General features: G+C 69.3%; 10 protein-coding genes. 6 read left to right on the top strand and 4 right to left on the bottom strand.

What is annotated here, in order from left to right:
• Positions 1–153: 153 nt before the first annotated feature.
• The 3 genes from AC1MED_RS07740 to AC1MED_RS07730 all read right to left on the bottom strand — a co-directional run bounded on the left by AC1MED_RS07740 (position 154) and on the right by AC1MED_RS07730 (position 3,974).
• The gene (locus AC1MED_RS07740) at positions 154–1,587 is read right to left on the bottom strand and encodes a DUF4192 family protein (protein ID WP_479786275.1); all 1,434 of its coding nucleotides are present in this window, start codon (positions 1,585–1,587) and stop codon (positions 154–156) included.
• 82 nt (positions 1,588–1,669) lie between these two features.
• Positions 1,670–3,001, bottom strand: a complete 1,332-nt coding sequence (locus AC1MED_RS07735; protein ID WP_479786274.1) for an MFS transporter — start codon at positions 2,999–3,001, stop codon at positions 1,670–1,672.
• A 34-nt stretch (positions 3,002–3,035) separates the two neighbouring features.
• Positions 3,036–3,974, bottom strand: a complete 939-nt coding sequence (locus AC1MED_RS07730; RefSeq protein ID WP_479786273.1) for a proteasome assembly chaperone family protein — start codon at positions 3,972–3,974, stop codon at positions 3,036–3,038.
• A 308-nt stretch (positions 3,975–4,282) separates the two neighbouring features.
• On the opposite strand from AC1MED_RS07730, the gene AC1MED_RS07725 reads away from it, so the two are divergent.
• From AC1MED_RS07725 to AC1MED_RS07705, 5 genes are all read left to right on the top strand, one after another.
• A complete protein-coding gene (locus tag AC1MED_RS07725; protein ID WP_479786272.1) occupies positions 4,283–5,809 on the top strand; it encodes a leucyl aminopeptidase in 1,527 nt (508 codons plus the stop codon).
• Positions 5,810–6,108: 299 nt separating this feature from the next.
• Positions 6,109–7,494: a dihydrolipoyl dehydrogenase gene (lpdA, locus tag AC1MED_RS07720; RefSeq protein ID WP_346959029.1), complete on the top strand. Its 1,386-nt coding sequence runs from the start codon at positions 6,109–6,111 to the stop codon at positions 7,492–7,494.
• Positions 7,495–7,616: 122 nt separating this feature from the next.
• The gene (sucB, locus tag AC1MED_RS07715) at positions 7,617–9,389 is read left to right on the top strand and encodes a 2-oxoglutarate dehydrogenase, E2 component, dihydrolipoamide succinyltransferase (RefSeq protein ID WP_479786271.1); all 1,773 of its coding nucleotides are present in this window, start codon (positions 7,617–7,619) and stop codon (positions 9,387–9,389) included.
• Between the two features lie 96 nt (positions 9,390–9,485).
• Positions 9,486–9,836, top strand: a complete 351-nt coding sequence (locus AC1MED_RS07710; protein ID WP_479779764.1) for a hypothetical protein — start codon at positions 9,486–9,488, stop codon at positions 9,834–9,836.
• A 242-nt stretch (positions 9,837–10,078) separates the two neighbouring features.
• The gene (locus AC1MED_RS07705; RefSeq protein ID WP_056739892.1) at positions 10,079–10,507 is read left to right on the top strand and encodes an OsmC family protein; all 429 of its coding nucleotides are present in this window, start codon (positions 10,079–10,081) and stop codon (positions 10,505–10,507) included.
• An 84-nt stretch (positions 10,508–10,591) separates the two neighbouring features.
• Here the strand turns inward: AC1MED_RS07705 and AC1MED_RS07700 are convergent, their stop codons facing one another.
• Positions 10,592–14,176, bottom strand: a complete 3,585-nt coding sequence (locus AC1MED_RS07700) for a S41 family peptidase (protein ID WP_479786270.1) — start codon at positions 14,174–14,176, stop codon at positions 10,592–10,594.
• Between the two features lie 73 nt (positions 14,177–14,249).
• Between AC1MED_RS07700 and AC1MED_RS07695 the strand changes: the two genes are divergently transcribed.
• Positions 14,250–15,143: a TIGR01777 family oxidoreductase gene (locus tag AC1MED_RS07695; protein ID WP_479786269.1), complete on the top strand. Its 894-nt coding sequence runs from the start codon at positions 14,250–14,252 to the stop codon at positions 15,141–15,143.
• Positions 15,144–15,148: the final 5 nt, after the last annotated feature.

Raw genomic sequence — 15,148 nt, 5'->3', positions numbered from 1 at the left:
GGCGACCGTAATGTTCCCTGTTTCCAAGGTTCGCTACACGCACTCGATACACGGACCCAACCGGGTCTCGCCAACCATTGTCTCACGATTTTTGCGGATCGGGGCCCCGGAGCCCGCGCCTCCGCGCAATGTGGCGGCCCGCGCCGCCGGGGCTCAGGCTGCATCCGGGTCGAACTTTTGCCAGGCGGCCTCCTTCCGGCGAGCCCAGCCGCAGAGTGTTCCGCGGCGGCCCAGCTCGGCCAGCAGCTCCGCGAGCCGGTAGCCGGGTTGTTCCGTTGTGGCGGCGGCGAACAAGGCGTCGGCAAACGAGCCGCGGCCACGGCACCATTCGATCCAGCCCCGGGCTGTGAGGGCCGCGGCCCGGGCTTCGCCGCCGCCGCAGTTGCCCAGCTGGATAAGGACCCGGTCGAGTCGCGCCAGGCGCATCCAGTTGGGCGTAGGCGGCTCAAGGCCCAGCAGAACGTCCCCGTAGCCGGGGGTGCCGCCGGCTACGGGGACGTTGGACCCGGTCGCTAGAGCTGGCGCGGCCACCGGCTGCCGCCGCGCTCGAGGCTCAGCTGCCGCCGCCGTTTCCGATGCCGCGGCCGGGACTCCCTCGAGGTCCGGCAGCGGCGCGGGCCTTCCCGGGCCGCCGTCGAACATGCCAAAGTCTTCGGCACCGGCGACGGCTGCGTCCCGACCGGCGGCCGCCATCACGAGAACCGCGTCCCGCCAGGCCGCGACGCACAACGTGGCACGCAGGTAACCAGCAAGTCCTACCGGCAGGGCGGCAGGCCCCGGCTCTGCAGCGGAAACCGCCCCACTCGGCGGACGTGGTGCCGGGGGCCCGCCTGCCGCGGGCGGGGCGGGCGCAAGCACGCGCTCCCAGATGTCCAGCACCGCGCCGAACTGTGCCCGGTCCCGCCACCGGCCGGAGAACTCCCGGGCCCAGGTTTGCTGGGCTTCCAGGACGCCCGGCTCCGGCTGGTCCGGCAGCACGGCCAATGCGGAGTCTGGCGGGGCGGCGCCCACGCTGCTGCCGCGGAAGACAAGCTCGGCATTCAGGCGGCTGTTCCTGATCTCTTCGATCGGCCGGCCGGGCGGGGTGCAGCACGCGGGGTTCAGGCAGTGGGCGTTGCGCCAGTACCGCTCACCGACCAGCCAGGCGTCCCGCACCGGCAGGCCCGCTTCGCCGAGGGTACGCTCCAGCTGCTGCAGCAGCCTGGCCAGCGCGGCGGCATCCGGGTTGCCCTCATCCGCAACGCCGTCGTCCGCACCGCCAGGGTCAAAGTCGCCAGGGTCAAAGCCGACCTCTGCCGTGTCTCCGGCGGAATCTTCCGCCGGAGGCCCGGCGAAAAGGGCGAGCAGGGTGCCGTCCGCCTCCGCATCTGCCTTGAGGTAGTCGCGGACGGTCCGGGCGAAGGCCTTCAGCCCGGAACCGCGGCAGCGGGAGGCGTCCGGGAGGTCGACGCGCAGGGTGGCTCCGAGCCGCTTCCCCTGCATGGTCATGGCTACCAGGCTGTTGGCCGGCCAATAGCCGAGCGAATGCGGGATGAAGCCGAGGATGTCTTCAGGGCCGGTGATTTTCAGGTGGTCGGGAGCTGTCATGGTGCCAGCTTCGTCGGTGCCGGCACAGGGAGTCAGCCCCGATGTTTCCTATGTGGATAAGTCCGTCAGGTGGATAAGTCCGTCAGGGCGTACGGCGGCGCTGCGCGACGACCCGGCGCTGCTGGGCGAGGGCTTTGAGCAGCGGCGGCACCACAACGCCCTGCGCCGCCATCTGCCGGCGCACCTTCCGCCGGGTGATAAGGATGGCGGCGGCGCCGAAGGCCAGCAGCAGGAACTGCACGCTCAGCGCGATCCGGAAAGCGCCGAGGCTGTACAGCCCGCCCGGCGAGGCCCCGGCCAGATGCAGCGCGTCCAGGGCCAATCCGATCAGGTAGATGGACAACAGCGCGGCGATGAAGCCGCCGACATTAACGATGCCGGTAGCCGTCCCGATCCGGTGGGCCGGGTTGAAGGTCCGGGCGAAGTCGAAGCCGATCATCGAGCCGGGGCCGCCGATCGCCAGGACCACCACGAGTCCGGCCAGCAGCCAGAGCGGCGACCGGCCAGGCTGGAGCAGCACCGCGGCCCAAGCTGCTGCCGTGGCCCCGGAGATCAGCAGCACCATGGTGGACCGGCGCAGGGGGTGGCGGGCCACGAAGCTGCCCATCAGCGGACCGGCGGCGATCGCGGCTGCCACGTAGAGGGCCATCAGGGCGGACACGGTCCCGGCGTCCAGCCCCTGGGCCGAGATCAGGAACGGGTACCCCCAGGTCATCGCGAAGACCGTCCCGCTGAACTGCACGGTGAAGTGGCTCCACAGCCCCAGCCGGGTGCCCGGCTGCTGCCAGGCCCGGGAGAGTGAAACGCCGGTGGCGCGCAACCCCTGGGACGGCTCCGGCGCGGGGTGGCCCGGCGGCAGGTCCTGCAATAGCAGCACCGTCAGCACGACGGCGAGCCCGGACATGCCGGCCAGGGTCAGGAACGCCGGGGTCCAGCCGGCAGAGTGCAGGATCATGGCGAACGGCACCACGGAAAAGAGCTGGCCCAGCTGGCCGGACATGCCGGTTAGCTGGGTCAGCAGCGGCACCCGGGACGGGGCAAACCACAGCGGGATCAGCCGGATCACGGAGATAAAGGTCATGGCGTCGCCGGCCCCCACGAGCACGCGGCCCAGGACACCGCCCGGGATGCTGTCGGCGAACGCGAGCTGGAGCTGGCCCAAACCCATCAGCAGGGCGCCGCCGGCAATCATGGCCCGCGAGCCGAAGCGGTCCACGAGGACCCCGACAGGGATCTGCAGGCCCGCGTAGACCAGCAGCTGCAGCACGGTAAAGAAGGAGATTTCCGCGGCGCTGGCGTGGAACCTCGCGGTGGCTTCGAGCCCCACGACGCCGAAGGAGGTGCGCTGGCTGACCGCCACCAGGTACGCGAAGATCCCGATGATCCAAATCAGCCAGGCACGGGGGGAGGTCACTCCCCCATTATGCCCCGGCCGTCATAAATAGTATTTATTCGCCGGGTTCTTTACGGGCAAGATAAGCCTCGACGGCGGCGCCGAGCGCGTCCGCGTTCGGCAGCTGGTCGTTCTCATCGGCGAGCAGCGAGCGGCGCACCGTCCCCTCGGCCTTCTCGTCGTACCGCGTTTCGAGCCGGGAGACGACCTGCTGGACCTCCTCGGAGGCATCGATCTGCTCGGCGATCTGCCTGCCCACCTCCCGGCCGGCCTCGCGGAGCCGGTCCGTGGGCAGCATCAGCGAGGTGGCCGCGCCCAGGTACTCCAGCCCCGCGACGGCGGCCGTCGGGTATTCGGCTTCGGCCAGGTAGTGCGGGACGTGGATCACGTACCCGGCGATGTTCCGGCCGGCCTCGCTGAGGCGGAGTTCCAGGATGTGGCCGACGGCGGCGGGTACCTCCACGGTGGGCTTCCAGACGGAGATTCCCTCGATCAGCTCCGGCCGGTTGCCGTGCACGGTGACTCCGACCGGCCGGGTGTGCGGCACCGGCATCGGAATGGAGTGGATCCAGGCGGCCAGGTTGACGTCCAGTTCCGCCACGATGCCCACCACGGCGCGGGCGAACCGCTCCCATTGCAGGTCCGGCTCAAAGCCGGCCAGCAGCAGGAACGGGTTCCCCAGTCCGTCGATGAGCCGGTAGAGGGCCAGGCGCGGGGCCTGGTAGTCCTGCAGGTGGTCCTCGACGAAGCTCACCTGCGGGCGCCGGGAGCGGTAGTCGATCAACTGGTCGGCGTCGAACTCGGCAACCAGCTCATGGTCCAAGGTGTCGAGCAGTTCGGTGGTGATCTGCTTGACGACGTGGCCGGCGTCGGCGAACCCGGTGAAGCCCATCAACAGGTTCAGCCCGCGCAGCTCAGCACTGCGGAACAGCGCGTCATCACGGACGTAAAGCGTTTCGGGGTCCAGCAAGGAGCCGGAAATCCGTTCCATCACGGCATGTTCCTTTCGCAGTAGCAGGACGGGTGGGGCGGCGGCGCCCGCGGCGGCCAACCCAGGGCGCCGGAGTGCCGATACCTGCTACAACGCGCCGCCGTCCGGGGTAATTCCTGCCCCGGGTGTGTGCCAGCTCTCATTAAATTGAACTCCGGCACCGGGGAGAGACTACGATCGGAACTGGCCTTATCGATGGCCTTGCAGACACTGAGGTTGCGTGCAATACCGATGGTGGCTCAGGTACCCATGGCAGGGCGCCGAACATGCAGTTCCTGCCGACAAATCACAGAGAATTGAGGATTGTCCTCGTGGTCAAGAATACCGAAGTCAAACTGAGTGCGGTCGCCGGAGACTTGAAGAAGTCCCCGTCCGACGCCCTCGTCGTGGGCGTGGGACAGGGCACCGACGGCCCCGTGCTGCTGGAGAACCCGCTGACGGCCAAGGCGGCCGAGGCGCTGGCCGAGTCACTGGGCGTTCTGGGCCTCACCGGCGCCGCAGACCAGGCGCACCGCCTTCCCGGCCTGCCCGAGGCCGGCGCCTCCGTCCTGGTCCTCGCCGGCGTCGGAAAGATTACCCCGGGCGCCCCGCTCTCCGAGGAGGCACTGCGCCGCGCGGCCGGCTCGGCCGTCCGCCAGTTGGCCGGGGTCACCACCGTCACCCTCGCGCTCCCGACGCCGGACCTCGCCGCCGTTGCTGCCGTCGCCGAGGGCGCCGCGATGGGCGCCTACTCCTTCAACGAGTACCGCTCCGCCAAGGACGGGCTCAAGGACCCGGTGAAGAACGTCCGCATCCTCACCGACTTCGCGGCGGACAAGGCGCTGGCGCCCGTGCTGGAGCGCGCCGCCCTGATCGGCAAGGCCGTCAACGCCACCCGCACGCTGGTCAACCAGCCGCCGAGCCACCTCTACCCCGAAACGTTCGCCGACGCCGCCAAGGACCTGGCCAAGGGCCTGCCGGTCAAGGTGACCGTCTGGGACGAGAAGCGCCTGGAGAAGGACGGTTTCGGCGGCATCCTCGGCGTCGGCAAGGGCTCCACCCGGCAGCCGCGCCTGGTCAAGGTCGAATACGCCCCCGCGAAGGCCACCGCCAAGATCGCCCTCGTCGGCAAGGGCATCACCTTTGACACCGGCGGAATCTCGCTCAAGCCGCACCTCGGCATGGGCGAGATGAAGTCCGACATGGCCGGCGCCGCCGTCGTCCTTAACACCGTGCTTGCCCTCGCCGAGCTGGGCCTGCCGGTCAAGGCGACCGCCTGGCTGTGCATCGCGGAGAACATGCCCTCCGGTGCCGCCCAGCGGCCCGCCGACGTGCTCACCATCTTCGGCGGCAAGACCGTCGAGGTCCTGAACACCGACGCCGAGGGCCGCCTGGTCATGGCCGACGGCATCGTTGCCGCGAGCCAGGAGTACCCGGACGCGATCATCGACGTCGCCACCCTCACCGGCGCCCAGCTGATCGCCCTTGGCGACCGGACCGCCGGCGTGATGGGCTCCGACTCCGTCACCGGAGCGCTCAAGGCCGCGGCGGACCGTGCCGGCGAACTCGTCTGGCCGATGCCGCTGCCCGAGGAACTGCGCCCCAGCCTGGACTCACAGGTCGCGGATATCGCTAACATCGGCGAACGCCACGGCGGCATGATGACGGCGGCCGTCTTCCTGCGCGAGTTCGTGGGCAAGGGCAAGGACGGCGAGCAGATCCCCTGGGCCCACATCGACATCGCCGGCCCGTCCTTTAACAACGGCAGCCCCTACGGCTACAACCACAAGCAGGGCACCGGCTGCACCGTGCGCACCCTGGTGTCCTACGTCGAGGACATCCTCGCCAAAGCCGTCTGAACAAGCACGCCTTCAGCACCGGCTGAGGCACCGTCCGGTGCGGCGCGGCCTTGCGGCCCGGGGCTGATACCCCGGCCACAAGGCCGCGTGACACTGGACACAAGCGCTCCACAAACGCCACGGCAAGGTGGAGCATGTATTAGTGGTTCGCTAAGGTGAACCGTAGTTTCAAAGCAAACAGCTTCACAGAAGTAATTCCAAACGAAAGGGAACCGGCCTGCTGGCATAATCACGGCAGACAGTTCCAAGACCAGATGATGCGTACTCTCGTGTCATCGTTCACGCGAGGGAGCGTTTTAGTGGCCGATCAGGCAACTGCGCAAGAATTCGACATCCTGGTACTCGGCGGCGGCAGCGGCGGCTACGCAACTGCGCTCCGCGCCGTCCAGCTTGGCCTTACCGTCGGCCTCATCGAAAAGGGAAAGCTCGGCGGCACCTGCCTGCACAACGGCTGCATCCCCACCAAGGCCCTGCTGCACTCGGCCGAACTGGCCGACCACGCCCGGGACTCCGCGAAGTACGGCGTCAACGTGACCCTGGACGGCATCGACATCAACGCCGTCAACGCCTACAAGGACGGCATCATTGCCGGCAAGTTCAAGGGCCTCCAGGGACTCATCAAGGGCAAGAAGGGCATCACCGTCATCGAGGGTGAGGGCAAGCTCCAGGGCACCGACACCGTCGTCGTCAACGGCACCGCCTATAAGGGCAAGAACATTGTCCTCGCGACCGGTTCCTACTCCCGCACCCTGCCGGGCCTGGAAATCGGCGGCAAGGTCATCACCTCCGACGAAGCCCTCACCATGGATTTCATCCCCAAGAGCGCGATCATCCTCGGCGGCGGCGTCATCGGCGTCGAGTTCGCCTCGGTCTGGAAGTCCTTCGGCGTCGACGTCACCATCATCGAGGGCCTGCCCTCGCTCGTCCCGAACGAGGACGCGACCATCGTCAAGGCCTTCGAGCGTGCCTTCAAGAAGCGCGGCATCAAGTTCTCCACCGGCACCTTCTTCCAGGGCGTTGAGCAGAACAACGACGGCGTCAAGGTCACCCTTGTCGACGGCAAGACCTTCGAGGCCGACCTCATGCTGGTCGCCGTCGGCCGCGGCCCGGTCACGGCGAACCTTGGCTACGAGGAAGCCGGCCTGACGATCGACCGCGGCTTCGTCATCACCAACGAGCGCCTCCACACCGGCGTCGGCAACATCTACGCCGTAGGCGACATTGTCCCCGGCGTCCAGCTCGCACACCGCGGCTACCAGCAGGGCATCTTCGTGGCCGAGGAAATCGCCGGCCTCAAGCCGGTCGTCGTCGAAGACGTCAACATCCCCAAGGTCACCTACTCCGAGCCGGAAATCGCGACCGTCGGCTACTCGGAGAAGGCCGCCAAGGCCAAGTTCGGTGACGACCAGATCGAAACCCAGGAATACAACCTCGCCGGCAACGGCAAGAGCTCCATCCTGGGAACCAGCGGCCTGGTCAAGCTGGTCCGCCAGAAGGACGGCCCCGTCGTCGGCGTCCACATGATCGGCGCCCGCATGGGCGAGCAGATCGGCGAGGCCCAGCTGATCGTGAACTGGGAAGCCTACCCGGAGGACGTGGCCCAGCTGGTCCACGCGCACCCGACGCAGAACGAGTCCCTGGGCGAAGCGCACCTCGCCCTCGCGGGGAAGCCCCTGCACGGCTAACAGCCCCGCACCACCGCAAGAACTCCGTGCTTAGTGCGCCCGGCCCGAAATGCCGGGTGCACTAAGCTCGAACAAGGCAGCAACCATCCGCACTAAAGATCAATAAGGAGAACGGGGACGACATGTCTGAATCCGTTAACTTGCCCGCCCTCGGTGAGAGCGTCACCGAAGGAACCGTCACCCGCTGGCTCAAGCAGGTAGGTGACCGGGTAGAGGTGGACGAGCCCCTGCTCGAAGTTTCCACCGACAAAGTAGACACCGAGATCCCCTCTCCGATCGCCGGCGTGATCGAGGAAATCCTCGTCGCCGAAGACGAGACCGCTGAGGTCGGCGCCCCGCTGGTCCGCATCGGCGACGGCTCCGGTTCCGCTGAGGCTGCCGCCCCGGCCGCCGAGGAAGCCCCCGCCCAGGAGGCGCCCGCCGAGTCGCCGTCCGGTGCCGAGGCTCCGGCTCCCGAAGCTGAAACCCCCGCCGCTGAGCCGGCCGCCCCGGCCCCCGCCGCCGAGGCTGCCCCTGCCGGTGAAGGCCATGAGGTCACCCTCCCCGCCCTGGGCGAGAGCGTCACCGAGGGCACCGTCACCCGCTGGCTGAAGAGCATCGGTGACACCGTCGAGGTGGACGAGCCGCTGCTGGAAGTCTCCACCGACAAGGTCGACACCGAGATTCCCTCCCCGGTTGCCGGCACGCTGCAGGAAATCCGCGTCGCCGAGGACGAAACGGCCGAGGTGGGCTCTGTCCTCGCCGTGATCGGCTCCGGCGCGGCCGCCCCTGCCGCCGCTCCCGCCCCCGAGGCTCCGAAGCAGGAAGCTCCCAAGCAGGAAGCGCCGAAGCAGGAGGCCCCCGCTCCGGCTGCGGCTCCCCAGCAGGAAGCCCCGAAGCAGGAGGCACCCGCTCCGGCCGAAGCCTCGAAGCAGGAAGCCCCGAAGCAGGAAGCTCCCAAGCAGGAAGCTGCCCCGGCCGAGTCCGGCTACGTCACTCCCCTGGTCCGCAAGCTCGCCAACCAGCAGGGTGTGGACATCTCCTCGCTGACCGGCACCGGCGTCGGCGGCCGGATCCGCAAGCAGGACGTGCTGGCCGCGGCTGAGGCCAAGGCAGCCCCGGCCGCCGCACCGGCAGCGTCCTCCGCCCCGGCAGCTGCTCCGGCAGCGCGCCCGTCCGCTGATCAGTCCTCGCTGCGCGGCACCGTGCAGAAGGCTCCGCGGATCCGCCAGGTCATTGCCCGCCGGATGCGTGAGTCGCTGGACATCTCCACCCAGCTGACCCAGGTGCACGAGGTGGACATGACCAAGGTCGCCAAGCTCCGCGCCAAGGCCAAGAACTCCTTCCAGGCGCAGAACGGCTCCAAGCTGACCTTCCTGCCCTTCATCGCCAAGGCTGTTGCCGAGGCCCTGAAGCAGCACCCGAAGGTCAACGCCTCCTACGACGAGGACAAGCAGGAGATCACCTACCACAACGCCGAGCACCTGGCGATTGCGGTGGACACCGACAAGGGCCTGCTGGTTCCGGTCATCGCCGACGCCGGCAACCTGAACCTGGCCGGCCTGGCCGGCAAGATCGCCGACGTTGCCGACCGCACCCGCAACGGCAAGATCGGTCCGGACGAACTGTCGGGCGGAACCTTCAGCATCACCAACATCGGTTCCGTGGGCGCCCTCTTCGACACTCCGATCATCAACCAGCCGCAGGTCGCCATCCTCGGCACCGGCGCCATCGTCAAGCGCGCCGTGGTGGTCTCGGACGAAAACGGCGACGACTCGATCGCGATCCGTTCGATGATGTACCTGTCGCTGACGTACGACCACCGCCTGGTGGACGGCGCCGACGCAGGACGCTTCCTGCAGACGCTCAAGGCACGCCTCGAAGAAGGCGCGTTCGAGGCAGACCTCGGCCTCTAGCCGCTAGCTCATCCGATCGGGTGAGAGAAGGGCACCTCCCCGTAAGGGAAGGTGCCCTTCGCTCTTTATGGACACTTTGTCGCTAAGCTAGGTCCCATGAACATCGTCTATAACATCATGGTTTTCCTGCACATCATCGGCGCCGCCATGATCGTGGGCATCTGGATTGTCCAGATGAAGCAGCCCACCGTCCACCCCCGCCAGTTCGACGGCGCTGCCCTGCAGCTCATCACCGGCATCGTGATGATGGGCCTGATTCCGGCTCTCGACATGGACGCCAACTACGCCAAGCTCGGCATCAAGTTCGCGATCGCCGCGGTTGTCGCCGTGCTCGCGTTTATCGGCAGCCGCAAGTACAAGAAGGACCAGCCGGTCAGCAAGGGCCTCGCCCACGCCGTAGGCGGCCTCGCGCTGCTCAACGTGGCCATCGCCACCCTCTGGCAGTAGGCCCCGGCCACCACGACGGCGACGCACCCCGCGCGGGTGCGTCGCCGTCGTCGTTAACCCCGGGGCTCCGCGCCGGGCCGCCGCTGGGCGCTCAGCCGGGAGGCGGCGGAGCCGGCGGATGTCCAGACAATCCTCTGAGAGCGGACACCGCGTGCAGCGGTCGGACCGAGTCCCTAGGATGGGACACGGCAGGATCCGCTTACCTGACCGGATCGCTGACTCAACGACGCTGAGGAGTGGACATGGCAACAACACGCACCGCACACACTGTATGGAACGGCGACCTGATGTCGGGGGCCGGCAACACCAGCCTGGACAGCTCCGGGCTCGGCAACTTCGACGTCACCTGGAAGGCCCGCGCCGAAGCGGCCGAGGGCAAGACCAGCCCGGAAGAACTGATCGCCGCCGCGCACTCGGCATGTTTCTCGATGGCCTTCAGCCACGCCCTGGCTCAGGCCGGCCACACGCCGGAGGAAGTCAACACCAAGGCCGACGTCACCTTCGAGCCCGGCACCGGCATCACCGGCAGCCACCTCACCCTGAACGCCCGGGTGCCCGGTATCTCCGAAGAGGATTTCCAGCGCATCGCCGAGGAAGCCAAGACCGGCTGCCCGGTCTCCGCGGCCCTGACCGGCATCAAGATCACCCTGGACGCCACCCTGGCCGCCTAGCAGCCGGCAAGCAGCCGGCAAGCGCAGATACACGAAGGCCCCCGCCCCCGGATTTTCCCGGGGCGGGGGCCTTCCGCGTGGGCGCTAGTTGCCCGGCCGGCGGGCGGGCAGCGGGGCGGGCCGCACCTTGCGGTAGCCCTCGCGCAGCGGCGGGCGGTCGGTGGGGAGCTCCTGGATCATTTCCTTGAGCGCTCCGATGCCGTATTCCAGCTGCGGGTCTGCCCCGGCCGCGTAGGCGTGCGGCGGGAAGGCCACCTCGATGTCGGGGGCAACACCATAGTTTTCGACGCCCCAGCCCACGCCGCCGGTGAACCAGGTGGCGTAGCGGGGCTGGGTGACGCCGGTGCCGTCCGCCAGGGCGAACCGGTTGTCGATGCCGACGACGCCGCCCCAGGTCCGGGTGCCGATGACCGGCCCGATCCCGCGCAACTTGGAAACCTGGGTGATGATGTCGCCGTCGGAGCCGGCAAATTCATCGGTAAGGATGATGACCGGCCCGCGCGGCGCGTGGTGCGGATAGGTGCGCGGACGCTCGCCCCGCGGCATGCTCCAGCCGGTCACCTTGCGGCCGATCAGCTCCGCCACGAGTTGCGAGGTATGGCCGCCGCGGTTGCGTCGGACGTCCACGATCAGGCCGTCCAGGGAGGTCTCGGTATCCAGGTCGCGGTGCAGCTGCGCCCAGCCGTTGGCCATCATGTCCGGGATGTGCAGGTAACCGAAGGTCCCCTGCGAGGCTTCCCGCACGGTGCGGCGGTTCGACGCGACCCATTCCTGGTAGCGCAGCCGTTCCTCGTCCTTGACCGGCACGACGGCGACGCGGCGCTGCTTCCCGGCGGCGGCGCCGTGCCCGGCGCCGTTGCGCAGGGTCAGCTCGACGGCGCGGCCCGCGGCTCCGGCCAGCTGCACCGCCGGGGTCAGCGACGCCGAGAGTTCGACGCCGTCGACTGCCAGCAGCACGTCGCCCGGCCGGGCGTCCACGCCGGGCCGGGTCAGCGGCGAGGTGGCGAGCGGGTCGGAGGATTCCCCAGCCAAGATGCGGGTGATTTCCCAACCCTCACCGGTGAACGCGAGGTCGGCGCCGAGGCGTCCCTGGCCGTTGCTGCCATTCTCCGTCACCATGGCGGGGCGGACATAGGCGTGCGAGGTTCCCAGCTCGCCGTGGAGTTCCCAGAGCAGGTCCACGAGGTCGTCGTGAGAGCCGAGCCGGTCCACGATCGGCCGGTACCGGGCATGCACGGAATCCCAGTCCTGGCCGGCCATGTCCGCGGTCCAGAAGAAGTCGCGCTGCAGGCGCCAGGCTTCGTCGAAGGCCTGGCCCCAGACGCTGACCGGATCCAGCCGGACCCGGATGCGGTTCAGGTCCACTTTTACCAGCTGCCCGGATTCCTCGTCGGCCTTCGACGCGGCGGGCGAGACGCGGATCTGCTTGTCCTGGAGCAGGACCACCTTTTCGCCGTCGCCGGTGAGCCGGTAGCTGTCCAGCGCGTCAACAATGGTGGTGGCGCGGCGCTTGGCCAGGTCGAAGCGGACCAGGCTCGGGGCCGCGTTCTTGTCCTCCAGGCTGGCCCGGCCGTCGCCGGTCACCCCGGCCAGCTCGTGGTCGAGCCAGAGCAGGGCGCCGGCGGTGGCGGCCAGGTGCGAGTAGTTGCCCTGCGGGACCGGGACGCTGATGACCCGGTGTGCCAGGCCCTCGGCGTCGACTTTGACCGTCACGGCGGTTTCGGTGCCCTCACCCTCCCCGGCGGCGGCGGCAGCGCTGTCTTCGGGGAGCGCGACGCTGGGGCCGAACGGGGACGGCGTGTCCGCGGCCAGGGCCACGAGGTAGGGCTTGATCGGACTCGGGAAGGACAGGTCGAAGGAGTGTCCGTCATAGACCGGGTCGAAGCTGCGGTTGGACAGGAAGGCCAGGAATTTACCGTCCGGGGTGAACGCGGGCGAATCGTCCCGGAAGCGGCCGTCGGTGACGTCAATGATCGCGGCCCCGCCGTCCCGGTCCGAAGCCGGGGTTTCCGCGGCTGCTCCGGCCGCAGAGATCCGGGCCAGCCGCAGCCGGGTGCGGGAACCGAAGGAGGTGACCGGCTCAGCCCAGCCCAGCCAGGCCGAGTCGGGCGACCAGGTGAAGCCGTCGATGCTGCCCTCGCCGATGCTGCTTAGCAGGGTCAGGGTGCCGGTTCGGGTGTCGGCGAGATAGATATCGCCGAACGAGGTGCCGATGGCCAGCCAGTTGCCGTCCGGGCTGGCTTCCATGGCGCTGGCACGGCTCGGCTTCGGGAACTCGATCCGGGCCGTGTCCTTGGCGTCGGGGCGTTCCGGTGCGGGGCCGGCAGCCGACGAACTGTTGTCTGCACCTTCGCCGGCGCCGGGCGCGGCATCCGCGGCGACGACGGCGGCCGGCGCGGGAACGGGGGCAGAGGCGGTGTCCGGCCGGGTCAGGGCGGCTGCCGAGACGGGGCTGGGCAGCGGCGTTCCGCCGTCGGGGTCCTGCGGGGCCTTACTGTTTGCCGGGGCGGCAGCTGCCGCAGCAGCTGCCGGTCCGGCGCTGTGCGGCTGGCCGGACCCGTGGCCGCCGTCGCCGTGCAGCGGCGCGGCGATGGACTTCAGGTAGAGCGCCTCGGCGCCCTCGTGGTCCGCGATGTAGGCGATCCGGCCGGCGCCGAAGGGGCGCGGCAGGCGTGCCCGGACGCCCGGGGTCGCCTCGAGGATGCGGGACGGTCCGTCCTTGTGCCTCAGCCAGTGCAGGGTGCCGTGGGCCTCCACGGCGCTGGAGTCGCCAGTGTGGTCCGGGATGACGTCGCCGAGGTGGCGGGAGGGCTTCAGCGCGGACGAACGCCGGGCCTGCGAGGCGGAACCCAGCGTGATGTCGAGTTTGACCGCGTCGGCGTCCAGCCCGGCGAGGAGCCAGAGTTCACCGGCGGATTCGAAGACCACCCGTTCGCCGTCGGTGGCCGCGTGCCGGACGTAGAAGTCCTCGTGGTCCGTGTGGCGGCGGAGGTCCGTGCCGTTGGGCAGCACGGAATAGAGGTTGCCGTAGCCCTCGTGGTCGGAGAGGAACGCGATCCGGCCCTGGACCCACATGGGGTCGGTGAGGTTGCCGTCGAGTTCGGGCGCGAGCCGCTCGAACTCACCGTTGCCGTCCGCGTCGATCCACAGCTTGCCGGCAGTGCCGCCGCGGTAGCGCTTCCACCAGGCCGGTTCGCGGGAGAGCACACTGGCCAGGACCACGGGGCGTTCGTCCCCGACGACGGTTCCGTAGGCCACGGACTCGACCGGACCGAACGGAAGTTCCTCGGCCCAGCCGCCGTCGACCGGGAGGCTGTAACCGTGCGTGAGGCGGCTGTCCGCCTGCCGGAAGGCGCTCGTGACAACCACGTCGCCGTCCGGGGTGAAGCCCTTGACGCGGGTGGAGCTGTGGCCGAAGTAGCTGAGCTGGCGGTACCCGCCGCCGTCGACGTCCGCGGTGACGACCTCCGGCGCCGTGCCCTGGATGACCGTCCAGACCAGGCGCTGCCCGTCGGGGGTGAAACGGGGGTTGCGGGCGGGCAACTGCAGCGAGGAAACCCGCCAGGCGCGGCCGCCGGCGAGGGGCGCAATCCAGACGTCGTCCTCGGCCACAAAGGTGACCAGATCGCCGTGCAGATGCGGGAAACGGAGGTAACTCGAAGAGGTCATCGTTTGATCATAGTCAAAACCGTCCCGGCGCCGGGGAGGTTTCCCTGCCGTGCCGGGCATGGTGAGATGGATCATGCGAATCCTTATTGCCGGCGCCTCCGGGCTGATCGGAACCGCTGTTTCCGGCGCGCTGCGTGGCAGCGGCCACGACGTCGCCAGCCTGGTCCGGCGGCCTCCCGCCTCCGCCGCCGAGTTCCGCTGGGACCCCGCCGAGGGGCGCATCGACGACACGGCTCTCAAGGGCGCCGACGCCGTCATCAACCTTTCCGGTGCAGGGATCGGCGACCGGCCCTGGACGCTGCGCCGAATCAACGAGCTTAGTGCTTCGCGGCTGGGCCCGACGCGGACCCTGACGGCGGCGATGGCCCGGATGGACACCCCGCCTTCGGTCTTCCTGAGCCAGTCCGCCTCCGGTTACTACGGCAACGCCGGACCTGCTGTGCTGCAGGAGAGCGCCCCGGCCGGCAGCGGTGTCCTGGCCCGGATCTGCATCGACTGGGAAGCCGCCGCCCACGAGGCGCCGACCGGGGTCCGCGTGGTCACCGCCCGCACGGGCGTCGTCCTGAGCCGCACCGGTGGTGCCCTCGGCCGGCTGCTGCCGCTGCTACGCCTGGGCATTGGCGGTCCGCTGGGCAACGGCCGGCAGTATTGGCCGTGGATCACGCTGCCGGACGTGGCGGGCGCGTTCGAGTTCCTGCTGACCGCACCGCTGGCCGGCCCGGTCAATGTCTGCGCCCCGGAAAGCGCGGACGTGAACTCGCTGATCGCCCGGCTGGCCGAGGCGCTCCACCGGCCGGCCGTGCTGCGGGTACCTGCTCCCGTGCTGCGCCTGGTGATGGGGCAACTCGCCAACGAACTGCTGCTCGCCAGCCAGCGGATGGAGCCCGCCGCCCTGGCCGGGGCCGGGTTCCAGTGGCAGCACCCCTCGCTGGCCCAGGCAGCGGCCTGGGTCGCGGACCGCAGCTAAGCGGT

This window comes from Arthrobacter sp. BI5 (assembly GCF_056680065.1).
Note: the sequence above shows the minus strand (reverse complement) of the source record. Positions and strands in the feature narration are given on the sequence as shown.

Coding starts and splice junctions, on each gene's coding strand:
- AC1MED_RS07740 (WP_479786275.1), bottom strand. CDS start 1,587: ATGACAGCTCCCGACCACCTGAAAATCACCGGCCCTGAAGACATCCTC.
- sucB (WP_479786271.1), top strand. CDS start 7,617: ATGTCTGAATCCGTTAACTTGCCCGCCCTCGGTGAGAGCGTCACCGAA.
- AC1MED_RS07710 (WP_479779764.1), top strand. CDS start 9,486: ATGAACATCGTCTATAACATCATGGTTTTCCTGCACATCATCGGCGCC.
- AC1MED_RS07705 (WP_056739892.1), top strand. CDS start 10,079: ATGGCAACAACACGCACCGCACACACTGTATGGAACGGCGACCTGATG.
- AC1MED_RS07700 (WP_479786270.1), bottom strand. CDS start 14,176: ATGACCTCTTCGAGTTACCTCCGTTTCCCGCATCTGCACGGCGATCTG.
- AC1MED_RS07695 (WP_479786269.1), top strand. CDS start 14,250: ATGCGAATCCTTATTGCCGGCGCCTCCGGGCTGATCGGAACCGCTGTT.